This is a genomic window from Anaeromyxobacter oryzae (genome assembly GCF_023169945.1).
GTDB lineage: Bacteria > Myxococcota > Myxococcia > Myxococcales > Anaeromyxobacteraceae > Anaeromyxobacter > Anaeromyxobacter oryzae.
In genome coordinates, this window is record NZ_AP025591.1 from 4,579,779 (window position 1) to 4,594,029 (window position 14,251).

The 14,251-nt window shown below is 67.4% G+C and carries 16 protein-coding genes; 4 read left to right on the forward strand and 12 right to left on the reverse strand.

Annotated features, from left to right (window positions below; all coding sequences use genetic code 11):
* Positions 1-5: 5 nt before the first annotated feature.
* Positions 6-998 (reverse strand): HamA C-terminal domain-containing protein, encoded by a 993-nt coding sequence (locus tag AMOR_RS20075; RefSeq protein WP_248353522.1) that lies wholly within the window; start codon positions 996-998, stop codon positions 6-8.
* Between the two features lie 150 nt (positions 999-1,148).
* Here AMOR_RS20075 and AMOR_RS20080 point away from each other — a divergent pair, with 150 nt between their 5' ends.
* Positions 1,149-1,928: a DUF4145 domain-containing protein gene (locus tag AMOR_RS20080; RefSeq protein ID WP_248353523.1), complete on the forward strand. Its 780-nt coding sequence runs from the start codon at positions 1,149-1,151 to the stop codon at positions 1,926-1,928.
* Positions 1,929-1,940: 12 nt separating this feature from the next.
* On the opposite strand, the gene AMOR_RS20085 is transcribed toward AMOR_RS20080, so the two are convergent.
* The 8 genes from AMOR_RS20085 to AMOR_RS20120 all read right to left on the reverse strand — a co-directional run bounded on the left by AMOR_RS20085 (position 1,941) and on the right by AMOR_RS20120 (position 9,211).
* Positions 1,941-2,093 (reverse strand): hypothetical protein, encoded by a 153-nt coding sequence (locus AMOR_RS20085; protein ID WP_248353524.1) that lies wholly within the window; start codon positions 2,091-2,093, stop codon positions 1,941-1,943.
* A gap of 407 nt (positions 2,094-2,500) precedes the next feature.
* Positions 2,501-3,376, reverse strand: a complete 876-nt coding sequence (locus tag AMOR_RS20090; RefSeq protein ID WP_248353525.1) for a 3'(2'),5'-bisphosphate nucleotidase CysQ family protein — start codon at positions 3,374-3,376, stop codon at positions 2,501-2,503.
* Between the two features lie 32 nt (positions 3,377-3,408).
* Positions 3,409-4,338 (reverse strand): TIR domain-containing protein, encoded by a 930-nt coding sequence (locus AMOR_RS20095; protein WP_248353526.1) that lies wholly within the window; start codon positions 4,336-4,338, stop codon positions 3,409-3,411.
* A gap of 86 nt (positions 4,339-4,424) precedes the next feature.
* Positions 4,425-6,257: an isochorismatase family protein gene (locus tag AMOR_RS20100; RefSeq protein WP_248353527.1), complete on the reverse strand. Its 1,833-nt coding sequence runs from the start codon at positions 6,255-6,257 to the stop codon at positions 4,425-4,427.
* A 160-nt stretch (positions 6,258-6,417) separates the two neighbouring features.
* Positions 6,418-7,284: a hypothetical protein gene (locus AMOR_RS20105; RefSeq protein WP_248353528.1), complete on the reverse strand. Its 867-nt coding sequence runs from the start codon at positions 7,282-7,284 to the stop codon at positions 6,418-6,420.
* A gap of 430 nt (positions 7,285-7,714) precedes the next feature.
* Positions 7,715-8,347, reverse strand: a complete 633-nt coding sequence (locus AMOR_RS20110; RefSeq protein ID WP_248353529.1) for a serine aminopeptidase domain-containing protein — start codon at positions 8,345-8,347, stop codon at positions 7,715-7,717.
* A gap of 56 nt (positions 8,348-8,403) precedes the next feature.
* Complete coding sequence (locus tag AMOR_RS20115; RefSeq protein WP_248353530.1) at positions 8,404-8,940, reverse strand: DoxX family protein; 537 nt, start codon at positions 8,938-8,940, stop codon at positions 8,404-8,406.
* A gap of 88 nt (positions 8,941-9,028) precedes the next feature.
* Complete coding sequence (locus tag AMOR_RS20120) at positions 9,029-9,211, reverse strand: hypothetical protein (RefSeq protein WP_248353531.1); 183 nt, start codon at positions 9,209-9,211, stop codon at positions 9,029-9,031.
* A 288-nt stretch (positions 9,212-9,499) separates the two neighbouring features.
* Here AMOR_RS20120 and AMOR_RS20125 point away from each other — a divergent pair, with 288 nt between their 5' ends.
* The 3 genes from AMOR_RS20125 to AMOR_RS20135 all read left to right on the forward strand — a co-directional run bounded on the left by AMOR_RS20125 (position 9,500) and on the right by AMOR_RS20135 (position 10,960).
* Positions 9,500-9,667, forward strand: coding sequence for a hypothetical protein (locus tag AMOR_RS20125; protein ID WP_248353532.1), 168 nt, complete (start codon positions 9,500-9,502; stop codon positions 9,665-9,667).
* Between the two features lie 95 nt (positions 9,668-9,762).
* The gene (locus AMOR_RS20130) at positions 9,763-10,290 is read left to right on the forward strand and encodes a DUF4142 domain-containing protein (RefSeq protein ID WP_248353533.1); all 528 of its coding nucleotides are present in this window, start codon (positions 9,763-9,765) and stop codon (positions 10,288-10,290) included.
* A 241-nt stretch (positions 10,291-10,531) separates the two neighbouring features.
* The gene (locus tag AMOR_RS20135) at positions 10,532-10,960 is read left to right on the forward strand and encodes a DoxX family protein (protein ID WP_248353534.1); all 429 of its coding nucleotides are present in this window, start codon (positions 10,532-10,534) and stop codon (positions 10,958-10,960) included.
* 553 nt (positions 10,961-11,513) lie between these two features.
* On the opposite strand, the gene AMOR_RS20140 is transcribed toward AMOR_RS20135, so the two are convergent.
* The 3 genes from AMOR_RS20140 to AMOR_RS20150 form a co-directional block, all read right to left on the reverse strand.
* Positions 11,514-12,032 (reverse strand): DoxX family membrane protein, encoded by a 519-nt coding sequence (locus AMOR_RS20140; RefSeq protein WP_248353536.1) that lies wholly within the window; start codon positions 12,030-12,032, stop codon positions 11,514-11,516.
* Between the two features lie 185 nt (positions 12,033-12,217).
* Positions 12,218-13,114, reverse strand: a complete 897-nt coding sequence (locus AMOR_RS20145) for an alpha/beta hydrolase (protein ID WP_248353538.1) — start codon at positions 13,112-13,114, stop codon at positions 12,218-12,220.
* Positions 13,115-13,152: 38 nt separating this feature from the next.
* Positions 13,153-14,133 (reverse strand): alpha/beta hydrolase, encoded by a 981-nt coding sequence (locus AMOR_RS20150; protein WP_248353540.1) that lies wholly within the window; start codon positions 14,131-14,133, stop codon positions 13,153-13,155.
* Positions 14,134-14,251 lie beyond the last annotated feature (118 nt).

Genomic DNA, 14,251 nt, shown 5'->3' on the forward strand with positions numbered 1-14,251 from the left:
CGACACTACTCGGCGTTGAGAGCTGCGTTGAAGGCGTCACGGAAGCTCTGCACGTCTGGAAACGGCAGAAAGAAGATGTCGTACCTGAGGTGCTTGTGCGCGAAGGCGCCGAACTGAACCGTGAGTAGCTCGTGGAGCTTCGGGCACTCCTTCGTGTAGAGCGTCACGAACTGATCGATCGCTTCTTTGTACGACTTGCCGGCGCTGTCGGGGTACGGGGGCCAAGTGAACCCTACGAGCATGGCGTGGTTTATCCGGCAGTCTTTCTTCGGGTTGAGGCGGTCAACGTATTCCAGCACGGCTTCCTGTAGCTTGGCGTCCAGGTGTTTGAAGTGGCTGGTGACGAGCCCGAATTCATGCTCGACCAGTCCGGTGGCATGGAACGAGGCGATGCTCTCAAACGCGTGCTTAACGGCGGCGGTAACGGACTGTTCGAGCTTAGCTTCCCCGAAGAACACGTCGAGGCAGTGCTCTTTCTCATCGTACCGCATGTGAATGCCGTCTGACCCGTGTACTTCCATCTTGGGGTTCGTCTTTAGGTCCATCTTTGCGACAACCTGTGGCGCACGCAGGACGGCTTCCATCAATAGGTACAGCAGGAACTCCCCGGCTTCGCCCCCCTTCGCGTGCTGACGCAGAAGCGCGCGTGCCTCGCGGTTCAGGCGGCTGAACTCGTGGAACGCCTTCGGAGTCCCACGGCGCCTCGCGGAGAGGCAGAACTCGATCACGTGATCAACGAGGCAAAGCGCGAGATCCTTGAACTTGGGTACGCCGTTCGCGTCCAGGCGCAAGTAGTGGAACCGGACCGTCGCGGTCACTCCCGGAACGGGCAGCACGACTTCGAGATGGTCGAGGCAGGCGTCGTACTTCTGGCGTGACGCCTCCAGGTACGTGTGGAGCTGTGCGAGCGGGGTTGGGTCCATGAGCCGCGCCGAACTGCCGGTGGTTGTCGCGATGATAGCACGCGGAGTGCGCAGGTTCTCTTTCCTGGCCGCCACCGGTGAGGAGTGCGATATCGCTGCCGATGCTGGGCGGTGGTCCTGCGCACGCTGAACGCGAATCGGGTCTTCGAATTCTGCGGCGAAAGGTCATGCCGACTTGCCGACGTGCGCGCGGACGTTCGGTATGCTGTACGTGCGGAGGTCCGGATGGCGGTCGAGCGGAAGAAGTGGACCCAGCGCTTTACGTGGGAGTGGATGCCGTCGTGGCCATGTCCCCACTGCGCTGGCGGCCTGTTAAAGCGGAAGGAGAAGAGAGGTTTCCTTGAGGAGGAGACCGCCGAGTCTAGGAAGTTGCACGAGCACCCGGGGTGGGACCCTGACTGGATACGCGGTCGGTTCGCCGCGATCCTTCGGTGCTCTACCTGTGCGGGCCTTGTTGTCATGGCCGGTTCGACGGAGGTGGAATTCGTCGCAATTGCCGGAGACCCGTACAACCTGGAGACTTACTTCAGGCCGTCTGGATTCGATCCGGCACCACCCCTGTTCCAGATTCCAGATCAGTGTCCGCCCGACGTTCGGAAAGAACTTGGCCGCGCCTGGAACCTGTTCTGGGTTGATTCAGCTGCATGTGCCAATCGCATCCGCTCGTGCGTCGAAATGATTCTCACCAGCCAGCGGGTGAAGAGCTTCGGTCGAGATAGGAACGGGAAGCGGGTGCAGCTTTCGCTTCACTCGCGCATCCTTCTGTATGGGAAGCGAGACCCTGCGATCGCGGACGAGATGATGGCGGTGAAGTGGTTGGGGAACGCAGGGAGCCACGGAGCCGAACGGTTGAGTACCAACGACATGTTCGATGGCTTCGACCTACTCGAACACCTCCTCGAGGAGGTCTTCGCGCAGCGCACAAAGGTCTTGGCGCGCATCCGACGCGACCTGATCCGCAGGAAGGGACGCCCAAGGAAGAGGCGCGAGCCGAAGCTGACGTGAGGGCTGCCGCCCTTACGCCGTCTCCGCGAGCGCCGACTGGAGCGCTGCGCGGGCGAGCAGGACGCGCGCCAGGGCCGGCCGCGCCGTCGCCGCGCTCGCCCCGGCGGCCTCCCAGAGGGCCGGCTCGGGCGGCGGGAGCCGCAGTGCTGGTGCAGTGCGCGCCATGCGAACGGTGGGGTGCGGCGCGACCACGTGCGCCGCAGCGCGAAGCGCGACGCCAGCAAATCCGACGGGATGCGACGCCATGCGAAGGGCTGCGCCCGCGTGCGAGGTGGCCGGCAGCGATTCGGGACCAAGGGGTCGCAGGTTCAAATCCTGTCTCCCCGACTCAGAAGGCCGCTGATTCCGGAGGGTTATTCCTTCGGAGTCGGCGGCCTTTTCCTGTTCTTGTGCGCCGCGCCTGAATGGCGCCGGAAGTGCCTCCGCGAGCCACGTCCATCAAACCGTAATCTCTCAGGATTATGGTTGTGTCCCCACGCGCTGCTCTGCGAGGCGCAGGAGTGTGTCGCCAGCGGCGGGCGCAGGGGCGCGGCCACGAGTGATGACGGTGGTTGCTCGGAGGGGGAGCCTCGTCAGTCGAACATCCGGCCGCGAAACCGCCGCACTGCCTCGTCGATGCGCGACGAGAGGCCGTCGCGCGCCGCGAGCGTCCACATGCAGACGCCCCCGGCGTGTGCGACGGGCCCTTCGTAGGACAGCGGCGAACCTGCGAGCGTGGTGACCGCGCCGCCGGCCGCGAGCAGCACGGCCGCGGGCGCGCAGGTGTCCCACAGCTTGATGCGCGGGCTCGCGGTAACGTAGGCGTCGGCTTCGTCGTCGACGACGAGCGCGACCTTCAGCCCTACCGACCCGCGCCAGACGGACACGCCGCCGAACTCTTGAACCACGAAGTCGCCGACCGCGCTCGGGTGCGCGACGCTGATCGCGATGCGCGGTCTCGGCGGTAGCGCGCGGCCCGCGACAGTGCGCGGGAGCGCGACGCTGGCCTCGACGCGCTCGCAGCGGCGGTCTGCGACCACCCCGCGCCACAGCAGGCCGGTCTCGGGCTGGTAGACGACGCCTAGCGCAGGAACGCCGTCCACGCACAGTCCGATCTGGACGACGTAGTCACGGCTTCCCCTGACGAAGTCCGAGGTGCCGTCGATGGGGTCGACGAACCATGCGCGCTGGTGTCTCCCGATGCTGCCGTCCCTCCACGTTTCCTCGGTGACGATGGCGTCGCCGGTCGCGGCCAGCCCTCCGCGGATGACCGCGTCGGCGGCGAGATCGGCGACGGTCACCGGGCTATCGTCCGCCTTCAGCGACGAAGACGCGATGGCCTCGGCGCGCACCGCAAGGATGGCGTCGCCAGCCTTTCTCGCGAGGTCGGACGCGAGGGCGAGCTCCAGCTCGAGCGTAGGGACATTCGTCCGCTCCATCCGATCCCGTCCCAGCTCGTCTTGTCCCACGCGCGCTTTGCGCGGTCGGTGGGCGGAAGATCTCAGGTGGACGTCATCGCCTTCCAGTGCTTCAGCCGAACTGCGATCAGCTTCGCGCGTTGACGGACGTCGTCCCCATCGAGGGTCCTCGCGTCCTCCGGATCGGCGCGCACGTAGACACCTACCGTGCGAGCGTTCAGGCTCGAGTCCGTACCGGCATGAGTCGTCGTGAAGTACCCGGCCGCGCGCTCGGCGGACTCCATCTTGATCTCCCCCGTCCCCTCCAGCTTCGGCGCGTTCGGTTGCAGCGGTCGCTCTCCCCTCCAGTAGTAGAAGAGCCCTGAAGGCTCCTTCTTCTCTGCCACCGCCTCACTCCAGTAGGTGGCGCACAGCCGGCCATCTTCCTGCCAGGAGTGACCGTTGACGCCCAGCGCGCCGTCGCGGCCGCGCGCAATCCGGAGCAGGCTCACGGCGGAAGGTTCCCCTGAAGTGCGCTCCGTCAGGGAGAATTGCCACCAGAGGCCCTCGATCCGTGCGCGGCCCCCCTCGTCCTGGATCGCCTTCCTGAGCTTCTGGTTGAGGACCTTCAGCTCGGAAGGAGTGGTCGCCTCGTACCGGATGCTCGTGAGGCCGGCCAGATCGGTCGGAAGCTTCGAGCCGCTCGCGTGGAGGATGAAGGTCCGGTGCATGCCGAGGACTCCGCCGAAGAGGCCCGCTTCGAAGACGACATTGTCTCGAGGTGCAGCCTGACCGGCCCCCGATGGCGCGGACGCGGGCACGCTGGCCGTCGTCCAGTCATCCTTGGCGAACACGAACGCCGCGAAGTCGACCTTGTTTGCGAGCTCGACCAGCCGTTCCAGGGTGGTGGTCCCAGGATTGAAGGATGTCGTCCAGGGATCCACCTCCGCGAGGTCCTCGATGCCGCGTGCGATGGCCTGGAGCAGCTTCTCCTGCTGCTTCGACGAACCCAGGAAGATGCGAGGTTTGTCCATCGGGATCTCCGCATGCAAATCGTGGATGCGCGCGCTATGCGTGGATGCATCTTCTCGACGACGCGTAGTCACCTAGCGTGAAGCGGTCAGCCGGGAGGGCTCCTGGCGAGCCGATCGGCAAGCCGGCAGGTGCTCGCGAGGGCGAAGCGCCTCTGGCGCTCGTCGCTCTCGACGAAGGTCAGGGTGTGGGCGCTGTAGCGCAGCTGCGCGACCCAGTACTGTCGCATGGGCACCGGTCCCGGGAGGCCGGCCTCGCGCAGCAACTCGGAGGCGAACTCACGCAGGCGCGAGACCGCTGCGTGGACCTTGGCCGCAGCGGGATCGGCGACCAGGCTGGCCGCTGGCTGCCCGGGCGGCGCGAGGAGGTCGGCCTGCCCGAGGAGGTGCTCGTCGAGCGCCACCGCCCGAGCCAGAGCTAGGTCGTCGGCGAGCGGCAACATGATGAACTTCAGGTCGTTCTCGAGCTTGGCGATGTCGTCCAGCACGTGGCCAGTGCGCGTCGAGAAGTAGTCGATCAGCCATATGTTCGAGACGTCGTCCAGCAGCACGTTCGCGAGGTTCAGGTCACCGTGCACGGTGGCGACGGCGACCTCCTCGCCGCGGGGGCGGTTCGCCTCCAGCCATGCGTAGAAGCGGCGGGGATGCGGCAGAGGCTCGGCGAGACCCGCGATGACGGCGCTGCCCTCGTGTTCCTCGCAGAGGCCGGCGGCGTGCGCCAGTGTGGCCTCGGCGTAGGATGGTCGATAGTCGTAGTAGGCGAACAGATCCAGCCGGTCGAGAATCGGGATCTGGTAGAGGCGGCGCAGAACGCGCTCGATCAGGCGGTCGAAGAGCGTGCGCGCTGCGGGGGCGCTCTCGGCTTCGCGAAAAGCTCGTTGAAGCGTGCGGGCCTCTCCTGCTTGCATCGTGGCGAAGTAGTACTTGATCGCCCCACGCGTCTCGAGGTCCACGTAATCGGCCAGCCGGGGCGCGTTGGCCCCCAGCAGGTTCTCCACGCCTTCCACTGCGACTCGTTCGCGAGCGATCCGATCGTGGACGTCGATCTTGGTCACGAACGGTATCTCCCGCCGTCCCATCCGGTCGACCGAGAGCGACCCGAAGACGCGCGAGCCGGAGTAGCCGCCTCCGATCGGGCGGAGTTGCACCGAGCGACACCCGCGGTACAGGTGCTCGACCAGCCGGCGCTCCTCGTCATCGAGCGAGACGCTGTCCGGCAACCCGATCGTCGGCCTCGGCGTGCTCTTCGCCACCGACGGCGTGACGGTCTGCGCCTCGATCCCGAGCCATGCCAGGAAGTCCGGGATGCCGTCGATCACGGTCACGCCCAGGTTCGCGGCCATGTGCTCGAGCGCCTGGCGGTGCGCGAGGCGGCTGCGCGAGGCGGTGAGCGCGCTGCACACCGCCACATCGCGCAGCCCCAGGCGTGTTTGCAGCTCGTAGGCCAGGTATTGCACCTTGAAGTCGGTCCATACGCCGATGATCCCGGCGCGGACGGGACCGCCGATCATCGGTCGCAGCGTCTCCTCGAGGGTCGAGCCGACGAAGTCGGAGAGCACCTGGGAATCGACGATGAGGCCACCCGCCTCCACGACGGCAGCGAGCGGAACGACGAACTCCGCGCCGCGCGTACCGCGAACGCAGTGACTACCGAATTGCTCGAGGTGGGTGCGAGTCGCCGGGTCGTCCGGATCGTGCCAGTCGCGGATGTGGATAGACCTGTGATCACGGCCCGCCCCCGTCCGGAACGCCCTCAAGAAGCGCGCGAGTGGACCTTCCTCCGCCCACGCCCCTTCCGGATCGCCGAGCAGGCGCCGGCTCTCCGCGCGTCCGATGTGGAGCTCACTCGGGAGCGGCGCACCGGCGGCCATCGGCGCGACGAAGTCGTTCTGCAAACATTCGCTGAAGAGCAGGTAACGCACGCTACGGCGTCCCGGAGGGCGAGGTTGCGATCACGCCGCATGGCGTGCTCGGGGAAAGGTCGCTCACCGGGCACGAACCTCGGCCCGCGCCGGTCTCCGCCCTCCGACGACGGAGCGCTGGGCACGCCGAGATCATGGGAAATGGGCGCGATCCATGAGGTCAGGGGTGGGCGCGTTCGCTGCGGGGCGCAAGCCACCGCGCCGTGTTCGCGACGTAGGCGTGGATGTCCTCGAGAGCACGCGGCTCGCGCCGCATCCCGTCGCCCGGAGCCTCCGAGACGAAGGTCGGTGCTCCTCGCGCGACCTCCCAGTTGTAGTCAGCAACGTGGTGGATGCTCGACTCCGCGATGGCTCGCCCGCAACCGGCATCCCGCTCGAACGCGACGACGAGGTCGAACGCGCGACCGGTCACGGTGCTCCGGCCGCGCGCGACGACGCGCGCGCTTGGATCGCTGGGCGGCAGGCCCACGGCGCCCTCGTGCGGGTGGGCCGGGAAGAGCTCGATGCGGCCACCGTCAGCCTTCGCAAGGAGCGGGTGCATCGGCTCGATCGCCTCGATGCGCTCGAAGTCGCCGTTGGCGCCGGAGTGGTAGTTGGGCCAGGAGATCGCCTTGGTCTCGACGTCGTCTGGCCGCCGGCGGTCCGTGTCGAGCTCGCAGCAGTCGCTCGAGTGGAAGAAGTGCGCCTGACCCACCCGCTCGACCTGACGAAGCCATCGCCCCATGTTCTCGTGATCGCGCGTCGTGAAGAGCCCACCTCCGGCGCGGTGGAACGCATTCACGGCCTCGATGTCGGTCTGGGAGAGAGCCGGCGTCCGCCCGCCATCGACCCCGAGCAGCCAGAGCTCATCGAAGTCGTCGCGCGAGACGCGCGACAGGACCGGGTCGATGCCGCGCGAGTCCGGCGAGAGGTCACGCGCGACCACGACGTGGCCTGCCTTCCGGAGCTCCTGCGCGAGAAGGCTGAACCGGCCGACGTGCCAGTCGTCGGCCGCGTACTGGATCGTGCACTGGAGGAGGATCTTCATCGCTCCGCTCCCTTCCTCGCCCGGGCGAGCCCCACGGCGACTGCGTCTGCGCCGGGGCCGATTGTCGTGTCACGATTCGCGCTGTCACGACGGCCGGGTGGCCTTGCGTGTGAGCGGCGTGCCCTCGGACGGCGCGAAGACGCGCTTCGCGCCGGACTGGATGGACCCGAGAAGATCGGCGCTGAGCTCGTCGCCCCGCGCTTGTTGTCTGGAGGGCCAGCGGCGCGCCACGCCGTTTTCGCTTCCGAATGGGTCGCGGACGACGCCTCGCCGTCGTACGTGAAAGCCGTTCGCCAGCGCACGGTCGCGCGCCGGGCGATTAGCGTCAGCATTGCGCAAGAACTTCCTTGGATCAGCTCGCGAGCGAGCGCCGTGCTTACAAGAAGGCGCATGCCATACAGACGAGCCTGATCCCCCGGGCGCCGCCGGGCTACGGCTCGTGCTGCGCCGCCGAGGAGTCGCTCTTCAGGTGAGCAGCTTGCGCCGGGCGAGCGGTGTCCTCGGTGACGATGTGCGCGTCGATCCAGGCCTGGATGTCCGCCATGACCTGCTGCTTGCCGACGTCGGCCAGCAGATCATGAAAGTGCCCTTCGTACAGCTTCAACGTTTTGTCCCTGGAGCCGGCCTTGTCGTAGAACTCCTTGCTGCCGCTCGGCTTGGTCACCTTGTCGGCGGTGCCATGCAGGATCAGGAGCGGCAGGGTGAACTGCCCGAAGCTCTTCTTGAGCAACTGGTCGGCGCGCACCAGCTCGGCGACCGTCTCGCTCGGCTGCGACTCGTTGGCGATCAGCGGGTCGGCGTTCATCGCCGCAACGACCGCCGGGTCGCGCGAAAAGTCCTCATTCTTGAGCTTGAGCACGTGCGCGTGTGGCGCGACGTGGCTGACCCCTTTGAGGATCGCCAGCGCGACGTCCGGCGCCGGCACCTGGTACGCGAAGTCGAGGTCGCGTTCCTGCTCGGCATCGAAGAGGTCAATTCCATTCAGCGCGCATTTCACGTCTGGCAAGGGACCACCCCAGCGAGATGGCGCGCGAGAGGTGATGCCGGGCGCGACGAGGGACAAGCGCGTCAGTCCTCCATGGCCGAATGATCTGCCGCGGGTCCGCGCGGGCGAGGAGCTCAGGCCGCCCTGGCGTCAGGGGGAAAGCGGCCTCGCCTGATGGCGATGCGCTCCCTCAGGCGCCGCCAGCGAGCGTCGAGAGACCACTGGCCGGGTCCCACGATGACGAGGAAGAGCGACGTCAGGAGCTGCGCGTAGTCCGAGCGCGACTCGTGCAGCACCGCCCAGAGGCCCACGACGGGCGGCGCGGGCGGAAGCGGCAGTGGTGACGTTCCGAGAAGGAGCGTGACCTTCGTCGAGAGGACGGCGACGACCATCTCGATGACGAACGGGATCGCCACGAGCCGGGTGACCAACCCCGCGATGAGCAAGGCTCCGCCGACGATCTCGAGCCCCGCGACGAACGAAGCCGTGGCGTTCGGCAGGGGGAAGCCCAGCGTGGCGAAGCGTCCGACCCCCAGATTCGGAAAGACGAACTTCAGGATTCCTTCCGACACGAACACGCCCCCGGCCATGAGTCTTGGCAGGAGGATCGCGGGATGCCCAGTGGTGGGCGGGTCGATCAGCCATTTCTCGATGCGACGGATGGACGTCATTGTCTCTCCTGGTTGAGTGAAGTGTCCCTACCCTCCGGGTCAACGCCGGGCGCGCCGGATGGTTCCACCGCCTCCCGCCGTCGCTCGGTCACGGGCCCAGTGGCGCGGCGGTCGCGGCGGCGACCTCCCCAGCTCCGTCGGATCCGCGTCCGAGTTCGCCGCCTGCCGGCGCCGGCACGACGGGGGCGAAGTCAAGCTTGCCTTCGAACCAGGGCTTCACCTGGTGCGACCCACCGGTCTCGATCTCGATGGGGTGCTGGCTCGCGAGCACGCGGAGGTGATAGTTCACGAGCTCCGAGGTCAGGCGGGCGGAGTCGCCGCTACGGTCCGCGCCGCGGTGCAGGATCGCGACTCCACGTCCTTGGCTCCATTGCTGCCATTTCTCACGTCTCGGCCTCGTGCGCCCCTCCTCGCGAGGAGCGCTCCACGAGGGATGCCGTGCCCCGTCTCACCCCGTCAACGCCGACAGGGGCGGAACCGTTCCATGCGGCCGCAGCAGGAACGGTGACTCGAGCGCGGGCGTTCGCCACGGTGAACCCGCTGCCCGGAAGGCACCGACATGAAGGGCCTCATCACCAGCAGAGATGTCGTCACGCACGCTTTCACCATCGTCCGGCTATGGGGGTTCGCGACGTATCTGCGGTGCCTCCGCGCCGCCTTCTCCCGACGCCCCACCACCTTCCTCGCGATCGTTTCCGCCGGTGCCGCCCATGAACCGGCTCGGTGAGATCTGGACTCCGGATGGAACGGTTCGACGCGGCCGGCGTTGCGCTCCATGAACGGCCGCACCACTTCGGGCGGCCTCCTCGAAGGGAGAACACGATGCGGTACTGGAAGAAGATGGTGGCCGGTGGCGCTGCGATGCTGATCTCCGCCGGAGCCGCGCATGCCGGTCAGGAGCCGAGCGCGGTCGAGCAGGCGGTCCGGGCGACGCCTGCTGAACGGTCCTACGCGCAAAGCGCGCAGACGATCAACCAGGCGGAGCTCGCCCTGGGGCAGCTCGCGCAGCGGCGCGGCAGCTCCAACGAGGTCAAGCAGATGGCACGCACCATGGTCGAGCGGCACTCGGCCCTGAGCGCACAGCTCGCCGACCTGGCCCGAGAGCGCGCCATCGCGACGGGAAATCATCCGTCGACCGAGGACAACCAGGTCTATGACCGCCTCGCCACGTTGTCGGACAGCTCCTTCGACGAAGCGTTCGAGCAGGCCGTGGCGGACGTGCACACGCGGGAGCTCGCGCTTCATCGCGCCGAGCTCGAGCGCGGCGCGGACGCTGGACTACGCAGCTACGCGCAATCGCGCGTGAGCGCGCTCGAGGCCAGCATGGCGCAGGCGAAGGACGAGTGGTAGGGCGTCTCGCGGCTGGTGAAGCTCATCCGTAATCGCGGTTATCGCGGTCCGCGGGGGGCGGGCGCCGAGACGTCGCCCCACCGCGGACCGCGCCGCTCGTCCGCGGCGATGAGCTGCGTCGCGGGCCAGTCGTCGTCCGGATCGCGATCCCGGCAGTCGCCATGGCCCGCGGCCGGAGCCGGCACCTGGCGGCTGAGACCGCATTCTCAGCCGGCAAGCCGTAACGAATGGTGGAGGCATCATGGACAAGAAGAACGTCATCGTGCGGTGGTCCACCTGCGCGCCCTACCTATTGAGCGCGCTCCGGATCGTCGCCGCCTTCCTGCTCGTACAGTTCGGCACCGCCAAGCTGTTCGCGTTCCCCGCCGCCATCATGCCAGGCGGCGGAACCGCGGCGCTCGCGTCATTGCCCGGCGTCGCCGGCGTCCTCGAGGCCTTCGGAGGCGCGCTGATCCTCGTCGGCCTCTTCACCCGACCGGTCGCGTTCCTGCTCTCGGGCGAGATGGCGTTCGTGTACTTCATCGGCCACGCGCCACGGGGCTTCTGGCCGGTCGTGAACAACGGTCACCCGGCAGTCCTGTTCTGCTTCGTGTGGCTATACCTCTCGGCCGCCGGCGCGGGGCCGTGGAGCCTCGATGCCAGGCTGCGCAAGCGTTCGCGCGCGTTGTAGCGCAACGTCCCGCAGACGACGTTGAGCGCCTTGTGTGTCGCCGTGCGCGAGGTGGGATACGGCCTCGCCCACGTGAAGACGCCTGGTTACGAACCGCCAGGTCAGCCCCGGCATGTTCCTCGTCGTGCGGCGAGGTCGCCGTCACCCAGCACGGTGTTCTGCGGGTGATCGCGACGGTTCAGTGGGTCCTGGCCGTTGGCCGGTTTTGACCCGTCCACGCTTGGCCGGTTTTCACCTGTCCTAGTCGAGCCGCATGAGCCGGCTCGTCACACGGCGGCGGCTCCCCCCGCGGAATCCGTGGCGCGGGTCCGAGACGCGTGGTCATGACGGCATCGGTCGACGAGCGGGTGCGAACCCGGCGGCCCTACTCGACGCGGGCGCGCACGCGGACGCCGCGACCGAGGCCATCCGTGCGCTCGGGCCGCCGGCGCTGCGTTACCTCCGTTCGCTGCTCCGCGACGAGGCTGACGCGAACGACGCGTCTTCGTACTGGGCGGAGTCCGCCCGGGGCGGCTTGCCGCTGGTGTGGCCGGCTAGCTCCTCACTCGCAACGTCACGCGAGTCGCCTACCGCCTTCAGGTAGCGTCGCGGCCCGCCCGAGCAGTTCGTCCACGCTGTACGGAAACGATGAACAGGTTGCCAGAAGCAGGCTTCCTCCAGCCGCCGAGAAGACGGAGAAGCTGAGCGGCGCCTCCAGCCCCAGCGCCGCCGTCATCGACAGGCCAAATGTGATCAGGAGGATCCCGCTGCACGCAGCGGCGATCCGCGTTTGCCAGCCGACCACGAGAAGAAGACCGAGCAAGAGCTCGACACAGGTAGCGAGAACCGCCAACGGCGGGATCATCGCCTGCGGCAGGAACCAATTCAGCCTCGCGGTGTATGCAACAAATCTCGCGAAGCTGCCCCACGCCACGTTCCTCTGGCCGAACGATCCCCACCAGCCGAAGCGGTCTGCCACCGCGGAAAGGAACGAGAGCCCGAGAGCGAGCCTCAACAGCACGGCGCTGAAAGTCCTCATCCGTCTCCTCCGTTCCGATCGTGCAAGACCTCCCGTGTCTTCTTGCTTCTTCACGCGGGATTGCGCCGTGGCGGTCGCTCTGCGGCTCGGAGAAGCTCTGCCCCGCCTCGTAGGTCATCACCGGTCCGTCGTTGACCTGACTACGGATCGCCGCCTCGAGCACGGTCGCGCAGATGAAGGCGGATTTGGGATGCGTGTGGCCGGACGATCGAGGTCGCGGTCCGTCGGGCGCTGCCGGGCTACGGCTCGTGCTGCGCTGCGGAAGAGTCGCTCTTCAGGTGCGCAGCTCGCGCCGGGCGAGCGGTGTCCTCGGTGCCGATGTGCGCGTCGATCCAGGCCTGGATGTCCGCCATGACCTGCTGCTTTCCGACGTCGGCCAGCAGATCATGAAAGTGCCCTTCGTACAGCTTCAACGTTTTGTCCCTGGAGCCGGCCTTGTCGTAGAACTCCTTGCTGCCGCTCGGCTTCGTCACCTTGTCGGCGGTGCCATGCAGGATCAGGAGCGGCAGGGTGAACTGCCCGAAGCTCTTCTTGAGCAGCTGGTCGGCGCGCACCAGCTCGGCGACCGTCTCGCTCGGCTGCGACTCGTTGGCGATCAGCGGGTCGGCGTTCAGCGCCGCCACGACCGCCGGGTCGCGCGAAAAGTCCTCATTCTTGAGCTTGAGCACGTGCGCGTGCGGCGCGACGTGGCTGACCCCTTTGAGGATCGCCAGCGCGACGTCCGGCGCCGGCACCTGGTACGCGAAGTCCTCACAGATGAGGCCCGCGATCTCGTCCTGGTGTTCCAGCGTGTAGCCGCAGGCGATCACGCCGCCGGCGCTGTGACCGAGCAGGAACACCGGCAGGCCCGGCTCGCGCGCCTTGACCTTGTCGATGAACGTCGCGAGATCCGTCGTCCAGTCCGAGAACTTCTGGACGAAGAAGCGCTCGCCCTCGGACCTGCCACGGCCGCGATGATCCAGCGCGTGGACGGCGAGCCCGTTGGATGTGAACTGCTGGGCTGCCCATTCGTACAGGCCGCTGTGCGCGTTCAATCCATGGGAGATGACGACAACGGCGTGCGGCTTGCCCGCCGGCTGCCACTCGCGCGTGAAGATCTTGATGCCGCCGACGCCTCTGAAGCTTCCTTCCGTCATGCGCTATCTCCTCATCCAGACGCCGCGTGAGGTGGTGCTCAGTGGACTGCGAAGACCTTGCGCAGATAGTCCGAGGCCTGGTCCACGGCGCCGCGGACGGCGGGCGTCTCGGCGATCGGGTTGAGCAGCATGAAGTCGTGGATGGTGCCGTTGTAGCGGACCGACTCGACGGTCACACCCGCTGCCGCAAGCTTCCGCGCAAACGCCTCGCCCTCGTCGCGCAAGACGTCGTTCTCGTCGACGAGGAGCAACGTCTGAGGTAGCCCCTTGAGCTGCTCGGAGGTGGCGTTGATCGGCGAAGCATGGATGTCTGCGCGTTTCGTCACGTCGGGGAGATACTGATCCCAGAACCAGGCCATGGCCTTCTTCGTCAGCCACGGACCCTCGGCGAACTGGCTGTATGAGCCGGTCGACATCGAGGCGTCGGTCACCGGGTAGAAGAGCAGCTGCGCCCGGATCGCGGGGCCCTTGCGCTCCTTGGCGAGCAGCGCGACCGCGGCGGTCATGTTGCCGCCGACGCTATCGCCCGCGATCGCGATCCGGCTGGCGTCCGCGCCGAATTCCTCGGGATGCTGGGCCACGTACTTCAGGACCTCGTAGCTTTCCTCGACGGCCACCGGGTAACGGGCCTCGGGCGAGCGGTCGTAGTCGACGAACACCACGACGGCGTCTGCTCCCACGGTGAGCTCGCGGACCAAGCGGTCATGGGTGTCGCGGTCGCCGAGCACCCAGCCGCCTCCATGGGTGTAGATCACGGCCGGCAGGGCGCCTCCGGTCGCTGCAGGGCGGTACACGCGGATGTTGGTGCGGCCCTTCGGCCGGACTTTGAGGACGCGGTCTTCGACGCTCGCGGGCGCGAGCGTCACCTGCACGGACTTCTGAGCGTCGGCGAGCACGTCGCGGGCCGCGTCGGGTGAGAGCGTGTAGAGCGGCTTTGCGCCGGCGAGGCTGTCGATGAAGGCTTGCGTGCGTCGTTCGAGTTGCGCTGTGAGCGACGACGTAGCAGCTGATGCAGCCATGGGAACCTCCTCCTCAGGTAAATCACGCGCGATCGGATCACGACGTTCGGATGGATGGCACGCCTTGCCCCGAGCTTCACTGCGGCGAAGCTGCAAATGCAGGGCCAGAGTCGACGGA

Excerpts from the sequence above, each read along its gene's own strand:
- AMOR_RS20080 (WP_248353523.1), top strand. The coding sequence starts at position 1,149 with ATGGCGGTCGAGCGGAAGAAGTGGACCCAGCGCTTTACGTGGGAGTGG.
- AMOR_RS20085 (WP_248353524.1), bottom strand. The coding sequence starts at position 2,093 with ATGGCGCGCACTGCACCAGCACTGCGGCTCCCGCCGCCCGAGCCGGCC.
- AMOR_RS20095 (WP_248353526.1), bottom strand. The coding sequence starts at position 4,338 with ATGGACAAACCTCGCATCTTCCTGGGTTCGTCGAAGCAGCAGGAGAAG.
- AMOR_RS20105 (WP_248353528.1), bottom strand. The coding sequence starts at position 7,284 with ATGAAGATCCTCCTCCAGTGCACGATCCAGTACGCGGCCGACGACTGG.
- AMOR_RS20115 (WP_248353530.1), bottom strand. The coding sequence starts at position 8,940 with ATGACGTCCATCCGTCGCATCGAGAAATGGCTGATCGACCCGCCCACC.
- AMOR_RS20125 (WP_248353532.1), top strand. The coding sequence starts at position 9,500 with ATGAAGGGCCTCATCACCAGCAGAGATGTCGTCACGCACGCTTTCACC.
- AMOR_RS20130 (WP_248353533.1), top strand. The coding sequence starts at position 9,763 with ATGCGGTACTGGAAGAAGATGGTGGCCGGTGGCGCTGCGATGCTGATC.
- AMOR_RS20135 (WP_248353534.1), top strand. The coding sequence starts at position 10,532 with ATGGACAAGAAGAACGTCATCGTGCGGTGGTCCACCTGCGCGCCCTAC.
- AMOR_RS20145 (WP_248353538.1), bottom strand. The coding sequence starts at position 13,114 with ATGACGGAAGGAAGCTTCAGAGGCGTCGGCGGCATCAAGATCTTCACG.
- AMOR_RS20150 (WP_248353540.1), bottom strand. The coding sequence starts at position 14,133 with ATGGCTGCATCAGCTGCTACGTCGTCGCTCACAGCGCAACTCGAACGA.